The organism is Stenotrophomonas sp. 17(2023), assembly GCF_030345315.1.
Classification (GTDB): domain Bacteria; phylum Pseudomonadota; class Gammaproteobacteria; order Xanthomonadales; family Xanthomonadaceae; genus Stenotrophomonas; species Stenotrophomonas acidaminiphila.
Window position 1 is genome coordinate 961,964 of the sequence record NZ_CP128405.1, and the last position, 18,565, is coordinate 980,528.

Annotated in this window: 16 protein-coding genes, 1 tRNA gene and 1 other RNA gene; 15 read left to right on the top strand and 3 right to left on the bottom strand. The window is 64.9% G+C overall.

Annotation, left to right across the window (positions count from 1 at the left end; translation table 11 throughout):
• Positions 1–121 precede the first annotated feature (121 nt).
• Positions 122–218, bottom strand: an RNA gene (ffs, locus tag QQA12_RS04290) — signal recognition particle sRNA small type.
• A gap of 248 nt (positions 219–466) precedes the next feature.
• Between ffs and QQA12_RS04295 the strand changes: the two genes are divergently transcribed.
• The 10 genes from QQA12_RS04295 (at position 467) to QQA12_RS04340 (ending at position 12,026) form a co-directional block, all read left to right on the top strand.
• Positions 467–1,747, top strand: a complete 1,281-nt coding sequence (locus tag QQA12_RS04295; RefSeq protein WP_226050231.1) for an integrase arm-type DNA-binding domain-containing protein — start codon at positions 467–469, stop codon at positions 1,745–1,747.
• 461 nt (positions 1,748–2,208) lie between these two features.
• Positions 2,209–2,589: a hypothetical protein gene (locus QQA12_RS04300; protein ID WP_226050229.1), complete on the top strand. Its 381-nt coding sequence runs from the start codon at positions 2,209–2,211 to the stop codon at positions 2,587–2,589.
• Positions 2,586–5,018 carry a phage/plasmid primase, P4 family gene (locus QQA12_RS04305; protein ID WP_226050228.1) on the top strand — a complete coding sequence of 811 codons (2,433 nt, stop codon included), beginning with the start codon at positions 2,586–2,588 and terminating at the stop codon, positions 5,016–5,018. Before QQA12_RS04300 ends, QQA12_RS04305 begins: the two co-directional genes overlap by 4 nt.
• Positions 5,019–5,805: 787 nt before the next feature.
• Positions 5,806–6,408: a recombinase family protein gene (locus QQA12_RS04310; protein WP_057504978.1), complete on the top strand. Its 603-nt coding sequence runs from the start codon at positions 5,806–5,808 to the stop codon at positions 6,406–6,408.
• A complete protein-coding gene (locus QQA12_RS04315) occupies positions 6,396–6,815 on the top strand; it encodes a hypothetical protein (protein WP_226050227.1) in 420 nt (139 codons plus the stop codon). Before QQA12_RS04310 ends, QQA12_RS04315 begins: the two co-directional genes overlap by 13 nt.
• Positions 6,805–8,193, top strand: a complete 1,389-nt coding sequence (locus QQA12_RS04320) for a phage terminase large subunit (RefSeq protein WP_226050226.1) — start codon at positions 6,805–6,807, stop codon at positions 8,191–8,193. The genes QQA12_RS04315 and QQA12_RS04320 overlap by 11 nt, the downstream gene beginning before the upstream one ends.
• 14 nt (positions 8,194–8,207) lie before the next feature.
• On the top strand, positions 8,208–8,510 hold the full coding sequence (locus QQA12_RS04325) for a hypothetical protein (protein WP_226050225.1): 303 nt from the start codon (positions 8,208–8,210) through the stop codon (positions 8,508–8,510).
• A gap of 82 nt (positions 8,511–8,592) precedes the next feature.
• A complete protein-coding gene (locus tag QQA12_RS04330; RefSeq protein WP_226050224.1) occupies positions 8,593–9,351 on the top strand; it encodes a hypothetical protein in 759 nt (252 codons plus the stop codon).
• Positions 9,348–9,470 carry a hypothetical protein gene (locus tag QQA12_RS04335; protein ID WP_267914013.1) on the top strand — a complete coding sequence of 41 codons (123 nt, stop codon included), beginning with the start codon at positions 9,348–9,350 and terminating at the stop codon, positions 9,468–9,470. Before QQA12_RS04330 ends, QQA12_RS04335 begins: the two co-directional genes overlap by 4 nt.
• 537 nt (positions 9,471–10,007) lie before the next feature.
• A complete protein-coding gene (locus QQA12_RS04340) occupies positions 10,008–12,026 on the top strand; it encodes an AAA family ATPase (RefSeq protein WP_226050223.1) in 2,019 nt (672 codons plus the stop codon).
• Here the strand turns inward: QQA12_RS04340 and QQA12_RS04345 are convergent.
• The gene (locus QQA12_RS04345; protein ID WP_226050222.1) at positions 12,023–13,042 is read right to left on the bottom strand and encodes a hypothetical protein; all 1,020 of its coding nucleotides are present in this window, start codon (positions 13,040–13,042) and stop codon (positions 12,023–12,025) included. The two genes, QQA12_RS04340 and QQA12_RS04345, sit on opposite strands and share 4 nt — an antisense overlap.
• A gap of 326 nt (positions 13,043–13,368) precedes the next feature.
• A tRNA-Ser gene (locus QQA12_RS04350) sits at positions 13,369–13,461 on the bottom strand.
• Positions 13,462–13,840: 379 nt separating this feature from the next.
• On the opposite strand from QQA12_RS04350, the gene dnaX reads away from it, so the two are divergent.
• The 5 genes from dnaX to QQA12_RS04375 all read left to right on the top strand — a co-directional run bounded on the left by dnaX (position 13,841) and on the right by QQA12_RS04375 (position 18,500).
• Positions 13,841–15,748, top strand: coding sequence for a DNA polymerase III subunit gamma/tau (dnaX, locus tag QQA12_RS04355; protein ID WP_226050221.1), 1,908 nt, complete (start codon positions 13,841–13,843; stop codon positions 15,746–15,748).
• A gap of 6 nt (positions 15,749–15,754) precedes the next feature.
• Positions 15,755–16,075 (top strand): YbaB/EbfC family nucleoid-associated protein, encoded by a 321-nt coding sequence (locus tag QQA12_RS04360; protein WP_054663634.1) that lies wholly within the window; start codon positions 15,755–15,757, stop codon positions 16,073–16,075.
• 92 nt (positions 16,076–16,167) lie between these two features.
• Positions 16,168–16,767, top strand: coding sequence for a recombination mediator RecR (gene recR / locus QQA12_RS04365; RefSeq protein WP_056931887.1), 600 nt, complete (start codon positions 16,168–16,170; stop codon positions 16,765–16,767).
• 51 nt (positions 16,768–16,818) lie between these two features.
• Positions 16,819–17,169, top strand: coding sequence for a histidine triad nucleotide-binding protein (locus QQA12_RS04370; protein ID WP_226050220.1), 351 nt, complete (start codon positions 16,819–16,821; stop codon positions 17,167–17,169).
• Between the two features lie 23 nt (positions 17,170–17,192).
• On the top strand, positions 17,193–18,500 hold the full coding sequence (locus QQA12_RS04375; RefSeq protein ID WP_226050219.1) for a hypothetical protein: 1,308 nt from the start codon (positions 17,193–17,195) through the stop codon (positions 18,498–18,500).
• Positions 18,501–18,565: the final 65 nt, after the last annotated feature.

The following is an 18,565-nucleotide window of genomic DNA, read 5'->3' on the forward strand; positions in this document are numbered from 1 at the left end:
CGGCCGCATGCTCGCATGAACCGCCATCGGGCAGCATGGAAATCCTGCTCCGCGCGGCATGCGCGGGCTCAGACATGCACAGGCGTGAGCAAGGGCGCGCCGGGCGCCCAAAAAGGTGGTGGCCCCGCCGGCTGACCTCGGCGCCCGCGTCGATCGATACCGTTGCTGCCTTCCGGCCCTGGCGGGATTTTCGACCTAGCGTCGCGAGGGGCCGACGGGGCCACCATAGACGCGGGCCGCGCATCGCGCGGCCCGGGTTCACTGTTCCGGATCAAGACCGGACGCATGAATCTGGCGGAGAGAGGGACCGCGCTTGGGTGGTCTCGCTCCATGTCGCTACGTCTCTATTGTCGCTGTACCTGCATGATCCGGCAAGAAGTTTTCGTCTCGGGTGGTTTCGCCCCCTATCGCTACATCGCTCATTCATAGTAGGGTAGGTGGTAGGTTAATAGTCGATGGGCGCGCCATGCCTCGCAGGGCAAAAGAGCTGACAGACGTAGCGGTGCGGAACCTGAAGAAGCCCGGATACTACGCTGTGGGTGGGTCTGTCTCGGGCCTCCTGCTGCAAGTCACCGCGACCGGAGCCCGGAGCTGGGTGCTTCGCTACACCGCCGGTGTGAAACCCGGAACCGGCAAGCCGTGGCGGCGCGACCTTGGGCTGGGCGGCTATCCGGACGTGTCGCTGTCCGAAGCACGGCGCAAAGCAGCCGAGGCGCGCGAATTGCTGTCAAAGAACATCGACCCGATCAGCGCCAAGCGGGAGGCCCGGAGCGCCATGCTCGCGGCGCGGCTCGCTGAGATCACCTTCGAGAAGGCCGCGCACCAGTTCATCGAGTCCAAGTCCGCGGAATGGAAGTCGGGCGGCAAGAGCGCCGACCAGTGGACCAGCTCGCTCGAAGCCTATGCCTTCCCGGTGCTGGGCTCGCTCCGCGTTGCCGATATCGACCGGGCGCACGTCCTGCGCGTCCTTGAGCCCATCTGGACCGAGAAGAACGAAACGGCGAACCGGGTGCGCCAGCGCATGGAGTCGGTGCTGGACTGGGCGAAGGTCCGCGGCTTCCGCGAGGGCGACAACCCGGCGCGCTGGAAGGGCTATCTGGACAAGGTCCTGCCCGCGCCCGGGAAGGTGCGGGACGTGCAGCACCATCCGGCACTGCCCTATGCCCAGATGCAGCCGTTCATGCTGGACCTTCGCTCGCGCAATGGCATGGGTGCGCGGGCGCTTGAGTTCGCGATCCTGACCGCGGCCCGGTCGGGCGAAGCGCGTGGCGCGCGCTGGGACGAAATCGACCTGGAGGCGAAGGTCTGGACGGTCCCTTCCGAGCGGATGAAGTCCAGCAAGAAAGAACACCGGGTGCCTCTCTCAGATGCGGCAATCAAGATGCTCAAGGCGTTGCCGCGGATCGAGGGGACGGACCTCGTGTTCACGCCGCAGCGTGGCAGGAATCCGCTGTCCGACAACACACTGACGAAGCTGCTGGGCGATATGCACGATGCCAGCGTGAAGCGTGGCGGTGCGGGCTACATCGACCCGAAGCAGGGCAAGGTCATCACCGCGCACGGGTTCCGCTCGACCTTCCGTGACTGGGCATCAGAGGAGACTCATGCGGCGCATGAAGTTGTTGAGATGGCCTTGGCCCACCGAATCGCATCCGCCGTGGAAGCCGCTTACCGGCGTGGTGATCTTTTCGAGAAGCGGCGGGTACTTATGGCGGAGTGGGCCAGGTTCTGCGCCCCTAAAAAGTAAGGTAAGCGACTGATCTAAAAGAAGAATAGCTAGACCTGATTCGTCTCCGGTAGTACGATTTCAACCGATCCGCAGCTACGGGTAACCCGGCGGCGGATATCGCAGGACGGGCGCGCTACAAGCGTCCAAGGGACTGTCTAGACGCCGTGCAATGCGGTAGTCGGCTGATCTGAGAAAAGGAGAACAACTCGACTCCGATGCGTAGGCGTTCCTGCCCACGTGCCGGTCCAGTTACCCGACTTCTCGGATCGTTGCCATGCACGTTCACCCAAGCAAATCCCTTCGCCCGACCCAAGCTGCCGAGTTCCTTGGCATCGCCGTTTCCACACTCTGGCGTTTCCATAAGGAGCGGCCTGACTTCCCGCGCTCACGCAAGATCGGACCACGTTGTACCGTGTTCGATCAAATGGAGCTGCTGGCTTGGCGTGACTCTCAGATCACCAAGAACTGAGGGCAACGCCATGACCAAGATGCCGAAGGCGCTAAAGGCTGCGCCCCGCGAGCCCTGCCGCCATGACGCTGCATATGTAGCGCACATGCTGTGCTACTCGCCGTTTGATATGTTCCCTTATGGGCCTGAAACGACTCCGGAAGGTAACGATCACCTCGTCTTTGATGTGACCTCGAAGGTCGATGCGCTGGCCGCGCGCCTGAACGATGAGGATGACGGTGGTGAGGAGTTCGCCGCCTATCGCCGCCGCGTGCTGATGTGCGCGGACGTGATGACCGGGAAGCTGGCCGCGCCGCCGCTGTCGATGTGGCCGCAGATGGCCCAGCAGTACGGACGTGGCCGCTACCTGAGCCATAAGGCCCACCTCCGCAGGGAGGCGGCGCGCGGATGAAGCCAAAGATCGAACACGACACACGCGCTGCCATCGAGTTCTTGAAAAAGTGGAGTTCTGAACAGGTCTGGGTCCTGACCGCTATCGTCCCTGACGGCAAGATCGAGACGGAATCTTTCGAGCCTACGCAGTGGGTCGAAGCGGCCCAGTGGATCGAGGAGCGGCAAGGCGTCGCCAACCAGTACTTCCATGTAAACCCAGTCCGCCGCGCGCTGAACAACAAGGCGTCCAAGGAGGACGTGGCCACACTCGCTTGGCTTCACGTGGACATCGACCCGCGTGCAGGCGAGGACATTGCCGAGGAACAGGACCGCATCCTGCGGCTTCTACGGGACTACTCTCCAAAACCAACGGTGATCATTTCGAGCGGCGGCGGGCTTCAGGGGTTCTTCAAGCTCGTGCCGGATGACCGGCTGGTCATCGACGGCAACGTTGCGAAGGCGCAGGAACTGGAGGCATACAACGTCCAGTTGGAGAAGGTCTTTCAGGCGGATCACTGCCACAACTGCGACCGGATCATGCGCCTGCCCGGGACCGTCAACCTCCCGAACGCCAAGAAGCGCAAACAGGGTCGCGTGCCTGCACTGGCAACGCTGGTCGAGTGGGACGATGACGCCATCTATTCCATCGACCAGTTCACCCCGGCAGCGAAGGCGACCGCTACGCCACCGCGCGCAGCGCGTAGGCAACGGGTGTCCCCGCCGGTGGCCGAAGGTACAGGGGTCGGCGTCGATGAGCTTACGGCGTGGGCGACGGCGAACGGCAAGACCATCAAGGAATCGACGCTGGCCCTGATCGCGACCGGGACGGACCCCATCGACCCGACCAAATACACCTCCCGGTCTGAAGCCCTGTTCCGGGTCTGCTGCGACCTGGTGCGCGCCGACGTGTCCGACGACATGATTTTTGGCGTCATCACTGGGCCGAACGAGATTGCAAAGAGTGTCAGGGAGAAGCCGGATTGGAAGGGATACGCGGTGCGTCAGATCGAGCGGGCGCACGAGGACGTAGCCAAAGAGCCGCCGGTGCTGCACCCCAAAACGCCGCTGCGCTCGGCGCGTGAGTTCATCGCGCGCGAGAAGCCATATTTCCTGCACTACAACGGCGATTGGCTTGCCTACGCTGCTGCGGCCTACGCCGAACTTGAAGATGGGACGGTCCGGCGCGACGTGTACCACTTCCTCGAACAGGCCAAGTTGCCGCCTAGCGAGAAGCAGCAGGAGGCCGGGCTGGCTTTCGGTGGGGATTTTCAGCCCGACACAACCTCCGTCAACCACGTTCTCGATGCCCTGCGCGCCGTCTCGCATCGCCCGCGGGACTCGTTCAACCCGCCGTGCTGGCTGGTTGGCGAGGGACCGCCCGCTCATGAGCTGGTCGCCTGCCGCAACGGCCTGCTGCACCTGCCGAGCGGAGAGCTACTGGAGCACACGCCGCGGTTCTTCACCCGGAACGCGCTGGCCTTCGACTATGACGTCGCCGCCCCGGCTCCGGACCGCTGGCTGGGGTTCCTCGAAACCCTGTGGCCGGAGGAACCGGAAGCCGTCGCGCTCCTGCAGGAGGTGTTTGGCTATGTCCTGATCCCCGACACGTCGCAGCAGAAGATTTTTCTGATGGTCGGGCCGACGCGCTCGGGCAAGGGCACCATCGCGCGCGTCCTAACGGAGCTGGTCGGACCGCCGAACATTTGCGCGCCGTCCCTGTCGGACTTCGGCGAAACCTTCGGCCTTGAATCCCTTTTGGGCAAGCAGCTCGCGATCCTGAGCGATGTTCGCCTTGACGGTAAGGCAAACCACGCCGCCATCGCGGAATCCCTGCTGCGTATCAGTGGCGAGGACACCGTGACCGTCAAGCGCAAACACCGGACGGCGTGGGATGGGCGGCTGGCTGTCCGCTTCCTCCTGCTGTCGAACCTGATGCCGCGGTTCTCGGATGCGAGCCCGGCGCTTGCCAATCGCTTCGTGCCGCTGCTGATGGATCAGAGCTTCTTGGGCAAGGAGGACCCGGACCTGACTGGCAAGCTGCTGGCCGAGCTGCCCGGCATCTTGAACTGGGCTGTCGAAGGTTGGCGGCGGCTACACGAGCGCGGACGCTTCGCGCTGCCACCGTCCTCTCGCGACGCAATCCAGCAGTTGATCGAATTGGCTGCGCCGGTCGCGACGTTCCTGCGCGAGGAGTGCGAGCTGGACATTGATGCGGAAGTGCCGAAAACGGAGTTGTTCGAGCGCTGGAAAGACTGGTGCATTCGCAATGGCTCCTTGCCCGGTGCGCTCAACTCGTTCTCTGCGCAGCTCTACGGCGCAACCAGCGCCCGGGTTCGTAGCAAAAAGAGCCGCCGCGGCGACGACCGCCTGATGGTGTTCGCCGGGCTGCGCCTGAAAGAAGCTGCGGAGAAGCCTTCGCCGAGGCCGGACGAAAAACCACCGTTCTGAACCGCTCCGCTACTTTCGTGCAGGGGGTCCCGGTTGGGGTCCGGGTTGGGTCTGAGCTTTCCCGGACCCTTCTGCCCATCAACGGGTGGGGCTCCGGCGGGTAGGTCCGGGCGGTCCGGGTTTTCGCGAAAAACTCTCTTTACGCGCGTAGTACGTACCCCGAGCTATCTGATTTCTTCGTATCCGCGTTAATTTTCTACGAATACCCAGACCGCCCGGACCTCCCCTGTAAATCGTGGGTTTCGGCCACGTTTTCGACCCGGACCTAACCCGGACCCCAACCCGGACCTCCCCTTCGATGTGTCCGCGACCGCTGCCCGCGCGACTGCCTGGGCGGGCAGAATGCGGGCAACTGATACGGGAGAGCCGTAATGATCCGAGTGACGTTCGCCGATGGAACTGTCCGCAACTACCGGGACGACGAGGTCATCGAGATTGAGAACTACCCGCCAAGGGAAACACCGAAGGCCGGTTGGACACGAACTCGGGAGTACCCGCCGGAGTATCGGCGTGCTTCGCCGCTTCAGATTGGCGTACTAACTGTTGGGCATCGTGTCCCTCTTGGACATGGGTTCGTGGAGGTCACGAACATCGAACGTCTGCCTGACGAGTAGCGCACCGTCGCTCACATACAAGATCCATCCAATCTGAAATCGGGTCGGAAAACCCAGTTCCGGCACCCCACGATTTTCCAACTCACTGATCCCACCGGATTTTTATCCGTTCGCGGCCCTTTTCGGATGCGTGCCGGCCAGCTATGGTCTCGCCGTCTCACAGGAGATTGAGAATGGCGCGTGTAGCCCTGTACGTCCGGGTGTCCACCCACAAGGACCAGACCGTTGAAAACCAGTTGATCGCGCTGCGGGAGTGGGCCCGGGCCAGCGGCCACACCATCGCCGCCGAGTTTGCCGACGAAGGCATCAGCGGCGCGAAGGGTCGCGACAAGCGCCCGGCGCTGGACGCGATGCTCAAGGCCGCCACGCGCCGCGAGGTGGACATGGTCGCGGTGACGGCGCTGGACAGGCTGGGCCGTAGCCTGCCGCACCTCGTGTCGCTGGTCGCCGAGCTGGAAGCCCTGCGGGTCGGGCTGTTCGTTCGCAACCTCGCGATGGATACCTCCACGCCCGCCGGGCGGCTGATGTTCAACGTGATGGGCTCGCTCGCCGAGTTCGAGCGGGAGCTGATTCGGGAGCGCACGCTACTGGGCCTAGAACGTGCCCGGCGGCAAGGGAAGAAGCTCGGCAGGCCGAAGGTACCGCCCGGGGTCGAACACCGCATAGCGGCACTCCTAGAGGCAGGGACACCCGCCAACCGCGTCGCCCGCATGACCTGCGTGGGGAACGCCGCCGTCTATCGCATCAAGCGGGAGCTGGAAGCATGTCGCGCCTGACCTTTCCCGACCTCACGACCAAGGCCCTCGACGCCGCGCGCCTCCTCGCGCAGGAGGGATGCCGGGAACACACCATCCGCCGCGCCCTGGGCCTGACCGTGCCGCAGTGGAAGGCCCTCAAGGAGGACACCGAGGCGGGCGAGCTGTCGCCGCTCGCGCTGGCCTTGGAGGAAGGCCGCGCCGAAGGTGCCGGGGACATCATCGCCTTCATGAAGCAGCGCATGGGCGAAGGCAGCGAGCGCGCCGCCGAGTTCCTCGCCGACCGGGTGTTCCAGCTTGGCCGCGGCGACGGCAACGCCGACGTGCCGCGGGTCGCGATCTTCATCCAAGCTGCCATGTCGCCCGATGAGTACGCGCGCGTGATCGCGGTCCAGCAGCAGCCGGGAGTCCTGACCCATGAGCGTTGAGATTCGCCCGACGCCGTTTCAATCGCAGGTCCTGACCGTGCCCGAAGATCACTTCATGTTCTTGGGTGGTGGTCGCGGCGGCGGCAAGTCGATGGCCGTACAGTTCCTGATCCTGCGCCACTGCGACCAGTACAAGAACCGCGCCCGTGTCCTCGTGACGCGCCGCCGGTTGAAGTCCTTGGGCCAGTTTGCCGAGGAGCTGCGCCAGCTTCTGCGCTCTGCCTACGGGCGCGACATTGCGTACAACCAGAACGATGCGATGTTCCGGTTGCCGAACGGGGCGACGATCCAGCTCACGCACGTTGAGTCTGCATCGGCGTTGTCCGACGTGGCGCAGGGCATGTCCTACACGTTGATCGCGTGCGATGAGGCAGGCGAAGGCCCCTCCATCGAGGTCATCGACCAGCTCGGCATGAGCCTTCGCGGTAACGGCACGCCACTCCGGCTCGTGCTCGCCGGAAATCCTGGAGGCCAAAATCACGGTGCACTGGCCGAGCGGTACGTGACGGGTCGCGAGCCGTGGGTGCCGTTCGAGTTCGAGGGCAATACGTGGGTCTATGCGCCGTCGCGGCTGGATGACAATCCGTACTTGCCCGAGGCATACCGCCGGAACTTTGAGGTCTTGGCCCGCACCGACCCGGCCCTGTACCGCGCGATGCGCTTGGGCGACTGGTCCGCACTGGTCGGCGATTTCTTCCAAGGAATATGGAACGCGGACAAGATGGTCATCGACCATCACGACGTGCCGCTGGATTGCTTCGCCTCGCTCAAGCTCTCCATCGACTGGGGCAGCGCCGCGCCATGCGCAACGGTCCTTGTTGGGCAGCTCGCCTATGCCGTGCGCCTGCCGGATGATCGCGTGATGCCGCGGGGCGCGTGGGTGGTGTTCGATGAGGTGTTCGCCTGCGACTCGCGCAACATCGCGCGCGGAACCGGACAGACCCCGGGCCAACTCGCACCGCAGCTCCATGCGATGGCCGCGCGCAACGGCGTCCGCGCGCGGGGCGTGATCGACTCCGCCGCCGAAGCGCGGCAGATGGGCCGGGCGGAGGCGTCTATCGCCGACCTGTTCCGTGAGGCCGGGGTCCGCGTCTCGCCCGCCAAGAAGGGCGCGCGCGTCCCACGTTTCGAGCATCTAAAGCAGCTCATGGTGAACGGCGAGTTCTTTGTTGCCTCGCGGTGCCGCATGTGGCTGGCGACGGTCCCGAGCCTGCCGCGCGATTCGCGCGTGCCCGACGACTGCGACAGCGCGGCAAATGACCACATGCTCGACGCGACCAGCTACGGCATCGCAGGCGAGGCAAGCGGGCGCGTGACGCAGCGCGCGTTCACGCCCGAGCCGCGGATGCCCCGCGAGGAACGGATTGTTTGGGTTTGATGGGAGAAATGGCGATGAAGCGTTCTTACAAGTACCTGATGCTGGCGCTCGTGATCGGCAACGCGCAGGCGGCGCAGCGCGAGTTGTTCAATGCTCGCGAGACGTTGGAGCGGGCGAAGGTCGGAACCTACTCGCCGCGCGCGCAGCCGCCGGTGCGGGTCGAGGTGGAGGAGTCCGCGCGGTTCCGCGCGAACGGCCACGGAAACCGCCGGATTCAACAACAATTCGAGCGGATGGACTGCAAATTGGACGAGTCCACGAATTCCATGCGCTGCGTGCCGTTTCCAGCCGAAGAAGTAAACCGACCCAAGAAATAACACTCGCGCGGGGCAAATCCGGTCCATATGGTCGGGAGCGAGCGGCCCCACTGGCTGGGCCGCACGCTGAGGAATAGCCCCCATGCCGAACGTCAACTTCAAGACCATCCCCACCGATGTTCCGCTGACCGTGGAAAACATCGACCGGCTCGCGAATCGCGCTGCCGAACTCGCCACCGCCTTCGGTGCGCGCATCGCCAACATCCAGCAGCAGGTCACCGACGCCCGCGACCGCTTCAGCCGCGACGGTGACGACCTTGTCCGGGAGACGGACGCCGCCAATCGCGCCGTCGCCAAGCAATTCGCGCGCCGGCAGCTCGCCTCGCGCATCGCCAAGTTCCGCCTGACCATCGTGGAATCGAGCCGCGGGCAGCGCGAGGAACTCCTGCGCCCGCTGGCGAAGGTCGCCGCCGATGCCGCGTTCCTCCTGACCCTGTGCCAGTCGCCCGCGCAGATGCTCGGGCGCGTCGCCTTGGGCGATGCCCGGCGCACGCAGTACCAGACCCAGCTCGAAGGCGCAGGCCCGGTCGAGCTGGAAACCGCCGCGATCACCGCGATTGCCACCGGGGACATGCCTCTGGCCGCCGCGGTCGCGACCGTGGTAGACCGCCGCCCTTCGGATCGCCGCCCGTTCTCGGTGGCGGCGTTTGCCGAGAGGGTGTGGGGCGCGCAGCACGCCGAGGTCACGGCCAAGCTCAAGGGCGTCCTGCTGGCCGAGCGCACCGCGCGCGCGGCCAATGACGAGTTCGTCCGCGGCAAGGCCGACCCCATCGCCAACCTGAGCAACCAGCTCGCCGCCCGGGCCATCGCCGAGGCGTCGGGCGAGGAGGACGAAGCATGAAAGGCGCGGTCCCCAACGTCCGGAAGGCGAAGGCCATCCACGAGAAGAAGCAGGCCGAGCGCAACGCCACGGCCAACAAGATGAAGAAGCGCGCGGCGACCACTCGCCGCGGACGCTGATCGAATCGGGGTGTCCCGGCGGTGACGTATCGCGCCCGCCTCGTGCCGCCGGGCCACCCTGACCATCCAGCGACCCCCGGTGCGGACGGGAATGACGCCGTAGGCGACGGTGACGGGGCGACCGCGCCGGGGGAAGCTGCCTCGCGACAGGCGACCGCGACGCGGGAGGCGATGGCCCGCTTATGGGCCGATCCCGACCACCGCGCGTGCATATCCGCGCAGATGAAGGCCAGGTGGGCGGACCCCGCCTACCGGGACCGAGCCCGGGGCTTTCATCGAGACGAACGGACCTACCGCTGGCAGCACATCGAGTCCGGGCGGATCGTCTCCCAGACCAAGCTCGAAATGCGCGATGAGTACGGCTTGAAGCCCGATTCGCTGAATAGCCTCGTGGCCGGGCGCATCCAGACCTCGCAGGGCTGGCGGCTTGCGCCGCGGTCCCTGCTGGGCGGGGAGCCGCGGTGGATCTTCCCCTAGTCTTGTGTACCTGAACGAAGGCCCCCACTATTGATTGATACGGCACCGATGGGGGGGTACATGCAGCTCAAGTCTTTTCGGGTCACGAATTTCCGCTCCATCAAGGACAGCGGTGATATCGATGTTTCGCGCATCACAGCTCTCTTGGGGCGGAACGAAAGCGGAAAGTCCAATTTGCTCCGAGGCCTCCATAGCCTGAATCCACTTGAGGGGTTTTCTGCGCTCGATCCCATCAAGAACTTTCCACGAGATAGGCGTCTTGAGGAATGTAACGACCACACGCAGGTAGTCACGGCAACTTGGGAGCTGGATGACAACGAAAAGGGGGAATTGCTTGAAATCCTCCCTCGCGCGACTCGCGTGTCCAAGGTTGTAATCGGTCGTTGGTACAAGGGTGAGAACAGGTGGGTCAGGTTCCCCGGTCTAGGTGCCATTGCATTTGATGCGGCGGCAACCAAGAGCAAGGCAAAGAAGGTGGCTGCTGCGATTCGCGCGAAAGGCGCGGAAGGGAATAGCCTTGAGGCTGCTGCAGATGCTTTTGAAGCGAAGGCAACCGCAACGGCGGATGGCGATTCGTGGGCGGCGGAGTTTGTAGCAGCTGCGAAAGCTGCTCGGAAAGCCTTGGCTGCGGCCGATGTTGAGCTTAGCGACACGCAGGACGGGCATCTGACCGAACTGGAAGAACTAGCTGAATCGATAACTCAAGACGACGAAGCGCAGAAGAAGGCGCGGAACTGGGCCGTAAAGGCCATGCCAAAGTTTTTCTACTTGGATGACTACCCGGAGCTAGACGGTCATCAAGAAGTGAGTGCCTACTTGCATCGCAAGTCTCATAACCAACTTACAGACGCGGACCGCAATTTTGAGAAGCTCTGCAAGGTCGCTGGGCTCAAGCCAGAGAAGCTCCAGGAATTGCAGCAGAAAGGAGACGCCGAACAGCGAAACCAACTAGCGAACCGTGCCAGCGCCGTCGTCACGGGTGAGGTTAAGCGACTTTGGAAAGATCGCGAACTGAAGATTCGCTTCAATCTCGATGGAAATCACTTTGATACCCTGATTTCTGATCCGACAGCGACGTATGACGTTGAAGTCAATCTCAACGACAGGAGTCGTGGGTTCCAGTGGTTTTTCGCCTTCTATGTCACCTTTGCTGCGGACACCGATGGCGGCAAGGTGGAGAACGCGATTCTGCTTCTGGACGAACCGGGCCTATATCTCCATGCCAAGTCGCAAGGCGACCTGCTGAAGCATTTTGAGGATGACTTCGACAACCAAATCCTCTACTCGACCCATTCGCCATTCATGGTCCCGACGCATCGCCTTGACTCTGTTCGCACGGTGAATATCGCGGACAAAGTCGGAACGACTGTCACCAATAACCCGACGGGAGACGCGAAGACGCTATTCCCGCTTCAGGCTGCGCTCGGCTATGACCTCTCGCAAAGCCTCTTTGTTGGGCCGAACAATCTTGTCGTTGAGGGGGTCACCGATTTCTGGATCCTATCGGCGATCAGCAGCTATCTATCCGATATAGGGAAGACGGCCCTTAGCCCGGACCTGACCCTGACCCCTGCCGGTGGCGCGCAAAAGGTTTCCTACATGGTGGCCTTGCTCACGTCAGAATCGCTGAACGTCTTGGTCCTGCTCGACCTGGAAAAGGAATCCGAAGCGACCAAGAACGATTTGCTCAAGACGAAGCTCGTTCGTGAGCAAAACGTGGTCTTTGTCGCGGAAGCTTTCGATCCGGCTCCGAGCGAGGCAGACATTGAGGACCTACTTGATCCCGGCGTCTTCGAGGGGCTCGTGCGAGAGGCGTATAGGGCCGAATTGAAAGGTAAGACGCTCAAGCTCAATCCGAGCATTCCACGTATCGCGAAGCGCGTTGAGTTGGCGTTTGAGGAATTGGGTATTCCTTTTCACAAAACGCGACCAGCGCGTCTGTTCCTCAAGAAGATGGCCTCCGAGCCGGATAAGGTTCTACCAGTCGATAGTGTTGCCAAGTTCGATGCGCTATTTACTATCATCAACGGTAGGCTTGGCAAGCATATTGCGAAAGGCGGAGCCCCTTTTGGGGGCTAAGGGTATGCGGCGTGTACGGCTTCCCGATGTTCGTCGGTCATGCTGGCCTCGATCTCATTCAACCACGTATGGAATTCCTCCAGATTCGATAGGCTGAACACTTTGACCCCGAATCTATCCTCTAGGCCAATGCGCGGATCACTCATCATTCCAGCCATTGGCCTATCCATCGCTATTGCGTCGCAGTACGGCGCATAGTGCGCGATATGGTCTAGATCATAGAAAAATCCGCCGACCGCCTCCGTGGCCCGGTCGCTATTTGCGTAGGCTCCATTTTTGACGTTGTGTTTGAGGAGCGCGCAAGCTCGCGAATGGATGTATTGATACGGTAACGAAGCAAAGTTTGGAGTAGTGAAGAATTCGGCACATCTCCTGAGTTGCTCCATAACGTCCATGTTTTCTGGGAGATAGTGACGCATTCTCTCTATGACCATCGAGAATATCGGAGCCGTGAACATGGCCTCGATGTCTCCACTACCGACCCGCGCTACATAGTTCGCATAAGAGTCCCGATAGACCTTGGCGATGGATGCCAACTCCGCGGCCACGTCTTGTTCAAAGATGGATTGCGATTGGCGCCAGTCATCAAATATGGCAACTAAAGCGCGGGTTGATTGTTCCTTCTTTTCCCTTAGTTCGTTGCCGTCGCCGAGTGACCGGCGAATGTCCACGAACAGGTAGTTGTCCCAGTTGTGGACTTCCGCAGGCAATGCTTCATTTTGCTCGGGAACGTAGTCCGGTCCCGCCCCTTCGAGCCATGCTTTGAAACCTCGCATTATTTGTGTTTGTTCGACCTCATAGCCCGTATTGAACCGGTGACCCCTGCTCGTTCGCTTTATGAAATCGACAAGTTCCGCGCCCCGCGCCCACTGAACGGCCTCGGCTTCGTGCGCAAATGATCTTGGTGAAGTAAGAAGCTGATAGGCGGAAAGCCTTTGGATCTTTGCCGCCAACTCGACAAAGCGAGGATCTCCACCGCGGAAAGCCCCGCTAAAAAAGGGCTGATCTAGGTACACGACTCGCTTCCGCGTCACTGGGAGAGGAACGCGAACCGAGTAGTCACACCGACCACACCCACGGAGGACGAATTGCGGGAGCACCATGACGTTCCCGAAGCGTTCGTATCCGCACCCCGGGCAATTGCCGAGCACATGGGTAACTATCACTTTGACCCCGCTGCTTCTGGACCTTTAGCCGCACGTTACCTCGCACTCGTATAAGCAAAAAGGCCACCCCTTCGGGTGGCCTTCTCGCTTACTTAGCCCAGCACATCGAGCGTAGTAGGTATTTTAGTAGGGTAGTTCCGGAACTGCTTGGCCGGAGCCACTACCTATTGGATAACTGGCGGAGAGAGGGGGATTCGAACCCCCGAAGCGCGGTTTAGACGCTTACACACTTTCCAGGCGTGCTCCTTCAACCACTCGGACACCTCTCCGTGACCTGCCGCTTCCCGAAGGCGCTGCAGGGGCGCAGATTCTATAGGGCCGGCGCTGTGGCCACAAGTCGAATGTGCCTGCGTCGATGCGATGGGGCATCCGCGCGGTGGCCGGCCGCGCCGCCGCCTCTGCCCGGTGCCGCCCGGCGGCGCGCGTCGCTGCCGGGGGCCGGGGGCTGGCCGCGCTCGATTGCCGGCGCCGGCGCGCGCGGGCGCGCGGTCCTTGCCGGTCCGCGCAGGTGATGGATGGCGGCGCGTCGCAGGCCATGGTCCGGGGCATGGGCCGTCCACCCAGGAGCTGCCGCCACCTCCCTGCCCGGGGCGGGCCGGCGGGGCAGGGGCATGGCACAATGTGGGTTCAGATGAAGACGGTTGCCTGATGTCCTATCTCGTCCTCGCCCGCAAGTGGCGCCCGAAGCGTTTCGCCGAGCTGGTGGGCCAGGAACACGTGGTCCGCGCGTTGAGCAATGCGCTGGACAGCGGCCGCGTCCACCATGCCTTCCTGTTCACCGGTACCCGCGGTGTCGGCAAGACCACGATCGCCCGCATCTTCGCCAAGTCGCTGAACTGCGAGCATGGCACCAGCGCCGACCCCTGCGGCCAGTGCCCGGCATGCCTGGACATCGACGCCGGCCGCTACATCGACCTGCTGGAGATCGACGCCGCCTCCAACACCGGCGTGGACGACGTGCGCGAGGTGATCGAGAACGCGCAGTACATGCCGTCGCGCGGCAAGTACAAGGTCTACCTGATCGACGAAGTGCACATGCTGTCCAAGGCGGCGTTCAACGCGCTGCTGAAGACGCTGGAGGAACCGCCGGAGCACGTGAAGTTCCTGCTGGCCACCACCGACCCGCAGAAGCTGCCGGTCACCGTGCTGTCGCGCTGCCTGCAGTTCAACCTCAAGCGGCTGGACGAGGAGCAGATCCGCGGGCAGATGACGCGCATCCTCGGCGCCGAGCAGATCGAGTTCGAGGACGGGGCGATCACGCAGCTGGCGCGCGGCGCCGATGGTTCGCTGCGCGATGGCCTGTCGCTGCTGGACCAGGCCATCGCCTATGCCGGCGGCGCGCTGCGCGACGACGTGGTGCGGGCCATGCTCGGCACCGTCGACCGGACCCAGGTGACGGCGATGCTCGACGCGCTGGCGTCGGGCGATGGCGCGCGCCTGCTGCAGGTCGTGGCCACCCTGGCCGATTTCTCGCCCGACTGGAGCGGCGTGCTCGACGCGCTGGCCGAGGCCCTGCACCGCATCCAGGTGCAGCAGCTGGTGCCGGGCGCGGCGGCGCCCGGCGACGGTGTCGACGCGATGGCGTTCGCCTCGCGCCTGCGCCCGGAAGTGGTGCAGCTGTGGTACCAGATGGCGCTGGGCGGCCGTCGCGACCTGCACCTGGCGCCCAGCCCGCGCGCCGGTTTCGAGATGACCGTGCTGCGCATGCTGGCGTTCCGCCCGGCGGGCGCGGTGCCGGCGGTGCCGGAAGGCGAAGGTCCGGGAACGGGCGCGGTATCGTCGTCGGCTGGCGGTTCCACGCCTGCCGTGACCGCGGCTGCCGTCGCTGCACCGGCGGCGCAGCCGGTGGCGGCTGTGCCGGTAGCCGACCCCGTTTCCGCCCACGCGACCCCGAAGCGCGAAGACGTCGTGCCGCTGGCGGCGCGCGCGCCGCAGGCCGGTGCGCCGCCGCTTTCCCCGGCGCCGGCAGCAGAACCCGTGCAGGCGCGCGAGGACGACGACCTGCCGCCATGGATGGAGGAGACCGCTGCGGCGCAGGCGCACCACGAGGCGGCCGACGCCATGCCGCAGGTACCGCGCCAGGCGCCGCCATCGCCGTTCCGCGCCGAAGGCATCGCCATTGCACCGCCGCCGCCAGCCACGACCACGGCCGGCGCCGCGCCGCGTGCGCTGGAGAACGCCGAACAGTGGCTGGACCTGGTTGCCGACAGCGGCCTGTCCGGGCCGTCGCGCGAGCTGGCCGCCAACGCCGCTTTCGTCGGTTACCGCAACGGCGTGCTGCGGCTGGCGCTGCTGCCGGGTTTCGAATACCTGCAGTCCGAGCGCTCGCTGGGTGCGCTGGCGCAGACCCTGGCGCAGGCGCTGGGCAGTGCGCCGAAGATCGTGATCGAGACCGGCAACGCCCAGGCCGAAACCCTGCACGAGCGCGCCGACCGCCAGCGCGGCGAGCGACAGAATGCGGCCGAAGCCGTTTTCATGGCCGACCCCCAGGTGCAGCACCTGCTTGCGCAGGGTGCCCGGGTCGTGCCCGATTCCATCCGTCCCTTTGAAGAGTAGGAAACCATGCGCGGCAACATCGCCCAACTGATGCAACAGGCCCAGAAGATGCAGGAGAACCTGCAGAAGGCCCAGGAAGAACTGGCCAAGCTGGAAGTCACCGGCAGTGCGGGTGGCGGCATGGTCAGCGTGACGCTCACCGGCACCAAGGAGTGCCGCAAGGTGCGCATCGATCCGTCGGTGCTGTCCGACCAGGAAATGGTCGAGGACCTGATCGCCGCGGCGTTCAATGACGCCTCCAACAAGATCGATGCCGAATCGCAGGCCCGCATGGGCTCGGCCACCGCCGGCATGAAGCTGCCGCCGGGCATGAAAATGCCGTTCTGATCGCGGTGCGCCGGTTCCGCCCGGCTGCCCGTAACCCCACGTCGCGAAGCCCATGGGCTTCGCGCGTTTGTTTCGACCATGAGCCCGATGCGATGAGCCTGCCGCTGCTGGAACAACTGATCGAGGCCTTCCGGGTGCTGCCCGGCGTCGGCCAGAAGAGTGCCCAGCGCATGGCCTACCACGTGCTCGAGCGCGCGCGCGACGGCGGCCTGCGGTTGTCGCAGGTGCTGGCCGATGCGATCGAGCGGATCGGGCACTGTGCGCAGTGCCGCGATTTCAGCGAAACCGAGGTGTGCCCGCTGTGCGCCAGCGCCAGCCGCGAGCGGGAGATGCTGTGCGTGGTGGAGTCGCCGGCCGACCGCCTGGCCATCGAGCACGCCACCAGCTACCGCGGCCTGTACTACGTGCTGCAGGGCCGGCTGTCGCCGCTGGACGGCATCGGCCCGCGCGAACTCGGGCTGGACCAGCTGGAAGCACGGCTGGCGCAGGGCGAAGTGGTCGAGCTGATCATCGCCACCAATTCCACCGTCGAGGGCGAAGCCACCGCGCATTACCTGGCGCAGCTGGCGCGCCGCCACAAGGTGCGGCCGAGCCGGCTGGCGCAGGGCCTGCCGCTGGGTGGCGAGCTGGAATACGTGGACCGCGGCACGCTCTCGCACGCCTTCGGCAGCCGCAGCGAAATCAGCGAATAGGCCGCTGCGGGACGGTAAGCTGTAGGCCGTTCAACGCCAGTGAGCCGTCGCATGACCGATACCATTTTCGGCAAGATCATCCGCCGCGAAATCCCCGCCAGCATCGTCTACGAAGATGACGACGTGCTGGGCTTCAAGGACATCGCCCCGCAGGCGCCGGTGCATGTGCTGTTCATTCCCAAGAACGAGGTCATCCCCACCCTGGACGACCTGCAGCCGGCGCAGGCGCACCTGATCGGCAAGCTGGCGCTGGCCGCCGCCGCATACGCGCGCCGCGAGGGGTTCGCGCAGGATGGCTACCGCATCGTGATGAACTGCCGCGAGAACGCCGGGCAGACGGTGTTCCATATCCACCTGCACCTGCTGGCCGGCGCGCCGCTGGGGCATTTCGGCGCGCCATGAGCCGGCATTCGCGGAGCCCGGCGATGCGGGCCGGGTCCGGTCGCCTCCGCAACCGCATCGGCCTGTTGCTGCTGGCGCTGCCATCGGTGGCGTTCGCGCAGGCGCTGCCGGATACATCGGCGGCGGGCGCGGTCTTCCAGCGCATGCAGCAGTTGTGCGCGGCCGATGACGGCAGGGCCTGGGGGGTGAGCCTGTGCGGGCCGGTGCTGCTGGTCGATCCGGCCAGCCGCCAGTTCGTTGCCAGCATGGACGGGACCGATACCGCACTGGAACGCGACGGCCCGGTGTTCCGCGGCCGCTTGCCCGACAGCGTGCCGGTCGCCAATACCGCCGTGGGCTGGAACGGGCGCACCTGGACCATGTTGATGCTGCCGCTGCCGGAAGACCCGGTGGCCCGCTCGATCCTGCTCATGCACGAGGCCTGGCACCGCATCCAGGCGGGGATCGGGCTGGCGGCGGCCCATGCCGACCAGGACCAGCTGGAGACCGAGCAGGGACGCACCGCGTTGCGGCTGGAGCTGCGTGCCCTGGCGGCGGCGATGGAGGCAACCAGCGCGGAGCAGCGGCGACAGGCCAGCGCCGACGCGATGACCTTCCGTGCCTGGCGGCAGGCGCGGTACCCGGAGGCGGCTGCCGCCGAGGATGCGATGGAGCGGCATGAAGGCATCGCCGAGTACACCGGCCGCATCCTCGCGCAGGACGACGCGCTGGAAACCCGGCTCGCCGCGCACCTGCGCCGCGGCGACGCGGTGACGGCCTATGCCCGCTCCTTCGCCTACTACACCGGGCCGGCCTACGGTGTCCTGCTGGATCGCGCCGCACCGGGCTGGCGCAGCGGCTGGAACCGGAAGGACGGCCTGCCGCAGCTGCTTGCCGCCGCGCTGGGCGTGCAGGCCGAAGCCGGCGATGCCGCCTTCCAGCGCGCGGGCGCACGTCATGGCCTGGCCGAGGTGGAGGCCGGGGAGGGCGCCCGCGCCCGGCACCAGGCCGGCGTGGTGGCTGCCCTGCGCACGCGGCTGGTCGACGGCCCGGTGCTGGTCGTGCCGGTCAACGGTGCCAGTTTCAGTTTCGATCCGAACCGGGTGACGCCGTTGCCGCCGCAGGGTTCGGTGTACGGCGTGATCCGTGCCGCTGCCGCCTGGGGCGTGCTGGAGGTACGCGGCGATGGGCTGTTGTCCACCGACTGGAAACGGCTGTCGGTGGCCCACACCGGGGCGCGGCAGACGACCGCAGGCTGGGAGGGCGATGGCTGGGTCCTGAACCTGGCGCCGGGCTGGATGCTGCAGCCCGGTGCCCGCCAGGGCGACTGGACGCTCCGCAGGCAGGAGTGAGTCCTGCGGCCGCAACGGAAAACGCCGCCCGAAGGCGGCGTTTCCGGTGTGCTGCGGACGCCGGG

Excerpts from the sequence above, each read along its gene's own strand:
- QQA12_RS04340 (WP_226050223.1), top strand. The coding sequence starts at position 10,008 with ATGCAGCTCAAGTCTTTTCGGGTCACGAATTTCCGCTCCATCAAGGAC.
- QQA12_RS04375 (WP_226050219.1), top strand. The coding sequence starts at position 17,193 with ATGCGGGCCGGGTCCGGTCGCCTCCGCAACCGCATCGGCCTGTTGCTG.
- QQA12_RS04310 (WP_057504978.1), top strand. The coding sequence starts at position 5,806 with ATGGCGCGTGTAGCCCTGTACGTCCGGGTGTCCACCCACAAGGACCAG.
- recR (WP_056931887.1), top strand. The coding sequence starts at position 16,168 with ATGAGCCTGCCGCTGCTGGAACAACTGATCGAGGCCTTCCGGGTGCTG.
- QQA12_RS04325 (WP_226050225.1), top strand. The coding sequence starts at position 8,208 with ATGAAGCGTTCTTACAAGTACCTGATGCTGGCGCTCGTGATCGGCAAC.
- QQA12_RS04330 (WP_226050224.1), top strand. The coding sequence starts at position 8,593 with ATGCCGAACGTCAACTTCAAGACCATCCCCACCGATGTTCCGCTGACC.
- QQA12_RS04320 (WP_226050226.1), top strand. The coding sequence starts at position 6,805 with ATGAGCGTTGAGATTCGCCCGACGCCGTTTCAATCGCAGGTCCTGACC.
- QQA12_RS04295 (WP_226050231.1), top strand. The coding sequence starts at position 467 with ATGCCTCGCAGGGCAAAAGAGCTGACAGACGTAGCGGTGCGGAACCTG.
- QQA12_RS04360 (WP_054663634.1), top strand. The coding sequence starts at position 15,755 with ATGCGCGGCAACATCGCCCAACTGATGCAACAGGCCCAGAAGATGCAG.
- dnaX (WP_226050221.1), top strand. The coding sequence starts at position 13,841 with ATGTCCTATCTCGTCCTCGCCCGCAAGTGGCGCCCGAAGCGTTTCGCC.
- QQA12_RS04300 (WP_226050229.1), top strand. The coding sequence starts at position 2,209 with ATGACCAAGATGCCGAAGGCGCTAAAGGCTGCGCCCCGCGAGCCCTGC.
- QQA12_RS04305 (WP_226050228.1), top strand. The coding sequence starts at position 2,586 with ATGAAGCCAAAGATCGAACACGACACACGCGCTGCCATCGAGTTCTTG.
- QQA12_RS04370 (WP_226050220.1), top strand. The coding sequence starts at position 16,819 with ATGACCGATACCATTTTCGGCAAGATCATCCGCCGCGAAATCCCCGCC.
- QQA12_RS04335 (WP_267914013.1), top strand. The coding sequence starts at position 9,348 with ATGAAAGGCGCGGTCCCCAACGTCCGGAAGGCGAAGGCCATCCACGAG.
- QQA12_RS04315 (WP_226050227.1), top strand. The coding sequence starts at position 6,396 with ATGTCGCGCCTGACCTTTCCCGACCTCACGACCAAGGCCCTCGACGCC.